The following is a 4,503-nucleotide window of genomic DNA, read 5'->3' on the forward strand; positions in this document are numbered from 1 at the left end:
ATTCTGCTGTATTACTAATAGCAGTTTCTACGTTGTTATCTGTTTAGGCTACCTAGTGAACGGTGTAGAAACGCCTACTTGCGTCTCATCGGCCGCGCTGGATGCACGAAATCGTTCAACGATGAGACGCAAGTAGGCGTTTCTACACCGTTCTATACAGGCACTGCTGTTTCAGAAACCGGCTCGGCAGCCGCAGGTTGCAACGACGCTTCGCGTGACTTGCGGCGCAGCGTGCGCAGATGCAACACCCCGATCAGTAGCGTAAGAATACCCTCTGCTAATACTGTGTTCTGCACGCCAATGTGCTCCGACACAGCGCCTACCAGCAGGCTACCCAACGGTACCAGCCCCGCATAGGCCAGCACATAGAGGCTCAGTACCCGCCCCCGTAGTGCGGGCTCCACGGTTGTTTGAAGTAGGGTATTGCTGATGGTGATCTGCGACATCATCCCAAACGCGCCGAGTACCAAAAACAACAACGCCAGTGGATACCATGGCGCATGCGAAAACAGCAGCAGCCCTACCCCAAAGATGAAGGTATTCACCGTGAGCACCTTGCTCAGGTTGACGCTGGCTTTCAACGACGCCAGAAAAATGGCCCCGATAAAGGCGCCCAGGCCAATGGCCCCATCCAGCATGCCAAAGGTGCTGGCCGTGCCACCAAAAACGTCCTTGGCATACACGGGTAGCAGCGTAGTGAAGGGTAGGGCCAGCAGGCTGGCGAGGGCTAGCATCAGAAGAATGTGCCGGATAGCCGGTGTTGCGGCCACATAGGCCAGCCCGTCGCGTAGCTCAGCCAGCATGTTTTTCGTGTGTAGCTTGGCTACGTAGGGCGGCAGCCGGATAGCCAGCAGCGAACCAATGACGGCCACAAAGCTCAGTGCGTTCAGCCCAAAACAGGCCACCGCGCCCAGGTGCTCCAGCGCAAAGCCCGCCAAAGCCGGGCCTACCAGCTTGGCCAGATTCACCATCGAAGAATTCAGCGCCAGGGCGTTGGGCAAGTCCTGTCGGTTCTTGATCAGCTCGGGTACCAGCGACTGGCGGGCCGGCACGTCGAAGCCGTTGATGATGCCCAGCATGGCGCTCAGGCCGATGATGCCCCACACTGCATCTGGCCGTTGCCAGATCAGGAGCGTGAGCAGCAGCGCCTGTATCATGGAGAGCACCTGCGTGAGCAGCAGCACACGGTAGCGCTGGTAGCGGTCGGCTACTCCGCCGCCGAGAAAGGAAAAAATAGCGGCTGGAAACAGGGTAGCAAATACGCTTATTCCCAACATCAACTTGGAGTTGGTATGCGAATACACCACCCAGCTAACGGCCGTTTTCTGCATCCAGGTACCCAAGAGCGACAACGACTGCCCACCAAAATACAACCGGTAGTTGCGGCTACGAAAGGCGCGAAAGGTGCTCAAATTCATGCGTGAGATACTGCAATCCGCGTCTAAAGCGGTTCTGTGCTTTTTGTAGAGTAGTGCGAACTATGTCGTTCGCAACTCACCTCACGGGCCGTACAACAGCGTAGCTACGCGAACAACACAACCCGCACCATATTATAACAGTCAAGGAGTCACATATACTATGTGATATATAGTAGCGCCTAGCAGCTTACGCCCACTACTTCTGGCGTTGCTTCTGCTCATTGAGAAGTTTTAGCAAGACGCCATTGGTCCAGCCGAAGCCATCTTGCAAAGGGTACTCGCCGCCACCCGCGGTTTTGTGAATGTCCTCCACGTTGTACTTCTCAAGCAGCTTGCCGGTTTCCCGAAACACGCGTACGTTCAGGCTGGTCCAGCGGTGGGCTACGGTATCGGCCAGGGCGTGGTGCTGGTAGCGGCGCAGGCCCTGCACGGCCAGGTATTGCAGGGGCGCCCAGGCGTTGGGCGCGTCCCACTGCTGACCGCTTTCGTTGCTGGTAGTAAGCAGGCCCCCATCGCGCAGAAACTCGCTTTCGAGGCGGCGGGCGGCTTTGCTGGCTTGCCCCTTGGTCGCTACCCCGTAGGCCAGCGGAAATACGCCAGCCAGGGTATGGATGCTGGCCCGGCGTCGCTCGGGCAAATCATAATCGACGTACCAGTCGGCCTGCCTGTCCCAGCAATAGCGTTGAATGGCCTTTGCCCGCGCCTTGGCCTTTTGTGCGTAGGCAAACGCCTGGGCTTTATTTCCTTCCTGCTCATAGGCACGGGCCAGGGTTTGCTCCAACACCAGCACCAGACAGTTCAGATCGACCGGTACCAGGTTGGTGGTTTCGATGGTAGCCATGGTATTAGCGGGGCCAAACCAGCGCGTACTGAAATCCCAGCCCGAGGCGGCAGCGGCGCGCACGCTGCGATAGAATTCCGGCAGCGGCTGCCGCGTGAGCTTGCCCGCTGCCACGTCCTCGGCGTAGGACTCTTCGCGGGGCTGGTCGCTGCTGTCCCAGTAGCGGTTCAGCAGTTCGCCCTTGGGCATGCGCACGGCGCGGCGGGTAGCAGTGCCGGGTTGCAGGGAGTCGGCGCCGGCCATCCAGTAGGTGTACTCCTTTTCGAGCTGGGGGCGGTAGCGGGCCAGGGTAGCGGGCGTGCCTTCAGCCTGGGCCAGCAACTGCACCATCTGGGCAAAAAACGGCGGCTGCGAGCGGGTGAGGTAGTAGGTGCGGTTGCCGTTCGGGATGAACCCTACCTGGTCAATCAGGTAGGCAAAATTGTCTACCATATCGCGCACCTGCTGGGTGCGGCCGGCCTCTTGTAATCCCAGCATGGTGAAGTACGAATCCCAGTAGTACACCTCCCGAAAGCGCCCGCCCGGCACTACGTAGGACTTGGGCAGCGCCACCAGCGACGAGTAGGGCGGCGCCGTAACCCGCGCTGGGCGGCGCAGCACCGTCCAGAGCGTGTCGAGGTGGGCCCGGATGCCGGCGGCCACGTTGCTGTGGTAGGTGGCAGTGTCTTCGGCGGGCAGCGCGAAGTAGCGCTGGGTAAAGGCTTTCAAGTCGAAGCCGGCCTGATCCTTTTCTCGTTGGTATGCGCTCATCACCTCGGCCGGCGGCACAGTGGGCAGCAGGTCCACAAAGGTTTTGTTGTCGGGATACACGCGGCCCAGCTGCACGGCCTCAAACAGGCCAGGGTAGAGCTGTCGGGGCGAGGGTTGGGCATAGGCCACACCAGTAGCCAAGAGCAGAAAACAGAGCAGAACGTTCTTCATCGTCATCGTGGGTAGTGTCGGGAAGGGTATCTGCGGAAAACGCAGCCACGGCGCAGAAGTTGGCACAGCCCCTACCCTGCTCTCTGTGCTTGTCCACAGTTCGCTTTACTTAAGGCCCTGAGAAGCACGCTTGTTCCTTGTCGTACTGGTCGTTATATGCACAATATCAAAATCCTTTTATATTACCATAACATTATCAACACATTACGTAAAAGAGAACCTTTCCCTAGCCTTTCCTATACCTCATCCTACTCTATGGAAAACACCTCAACCCTAGAAAGAACGCCGCCGGTTACGTCCACTCATACTCCTTCTCAGCTAACCAGCAAGGGTAGAGTGGTGCGGGCTTTTCCCAACGCCATTTTCAAGTATTTGCTCATTGGGTTTGGCATTTTGGTGGCCATGCAGTTGCTGATTGTGGCGGAGTTCGTGAATGACATCCGGCCCGGTCGCCTGCTGTTCGAGAAGTTCTATTTCGACCGCGAGGCCAACTTTCCGGCTTTCTTCTCGGCGTTCATTCTCTTTTTCTCCTCGCTTCTGCTGGCCGTTATTGCTTCTTTGAAGCGGCAGGACCAGGATGGTTTCTGGCGGCAGTGGCAGGGGCTTAGCTTCGTGTTCCTGTTTCTGGCCCTCGATGAGAGCGTGAGCTTGCACGAACTCCTGATTGAGCCCTTGCACAACATGTTCAATCTCACAGGCTACCTGCGGTTTTCGTGGGTGATAGTGGGCGGACTGTTTGCGGTGGTGTTTGCCGTGGCCTACCTCAAGTTCCTGTTCTCGCTGTCGCCACAGATGCGGTTGCGCTTTATTCTGGCCGGGGCTGTGTTCGTGCTAGGTGCAGTGGTGTTTGAAATGCTGGGCGGTAACTACTTCACCGACGGTAACCCCGACCCTACCACCGACAACCAGACGCCTACCTACCTCGTCATTATGACGCTGGAAGAGGCATTCGAAATGGCGGGTATTCTACTGTTCATTTCCACGCTGTTTGCCTACATCAAGCAGCACTACAATAAGCTCATTATTTCCGTTGAGCAGCCTGGAGAAGTGGTAAGGGTGTGAAATGGCGAGTTGTGACGTAGAAAAAATTCTGTCATCCTGAGTGCAGCGAAGGACCTTCTCACGCTAGGGTCCGTAAACCAGGAAATAGCAAGGCCTTCATGCTTCGCAAACTGCGGCAGGACGGCCTAGTTGTTTGCTGTATACTTGTTCCAAAACGATGAATGCCGGAGCATGGCGTTCTAGTGTGAGAAGGTCCTTCGCTGCACTCAGGATGACAGACGCGTTTTCTTTCACCATTTCACCATTCCAATGCCTGATTTG

Annotated in this window: 3 protein-coding genes; 1 reads left to right on the forward strand and 2 read right to left on the reverse strand. The window is 57.1% G+C overall.

The window, feature by feature from the left end; genetic code table 11:
* Positions 1 to 152: 152 nt before the first annotated feature.
* Both KYK14_RS21535 and treA read right to left on the reverse strand, forming a co-directional pair.
* Positions 153 to 1,418, reverse strand: a complete 1,266-nt coding sequence (locus tag KYK14_RS21535; protein ID WP_219161719.1) for an MFS transporter — start codon at positions 1,416 to 1,418, stop codon at positions 153 to 155.
* A gap of 196 nt (positions 1,419 to 1,614) precedes the next feature.
* Positions 1,615 to 3,180 carry an alpha,alpha-trehalase TreA gene (gene treA / locus KYK14_RS21540; RefSeq protein WP_219161720.1) on the reverse strand — a complete coding sequence of 522 codons (1,566 nt, stop codon included), beginning with the start codon at positions 3,178 to 3,180 and terminating at the stop codon, positions 1,615 to 1,617.
* A gap of 255 nt (positions 3,181 to 3,435) precedes the next feature.
* On the opposite strand from treA, the gene KYK14_RS21545 reads away from it, so the two are divergent.
* The gene (locus KYK14_RS21545; RefSeq protein ID WP_219161721.1) at positions 3,436 to 4,242 is read left to right on the forward strand and encodes a hypothetical protein; all 807 of its coding nucleotides are present in this window, start codon (positions 3,436 to 3,438) and stop codon (positions 4,240 to 4,242) included.
* Positions 4,243 to 4,503: the final 261 nt, after the last annotated feature.

This window comes from Hymenobacter profundi (genome assembly GCF_019334315.1).
GTDB classification, from domain to species: Bacteria; Bacteroidota; Bacteroidia; order Cytophagales; family Hymenobacteraceae; genus Hymenobacter; species Hymenobacter profundi.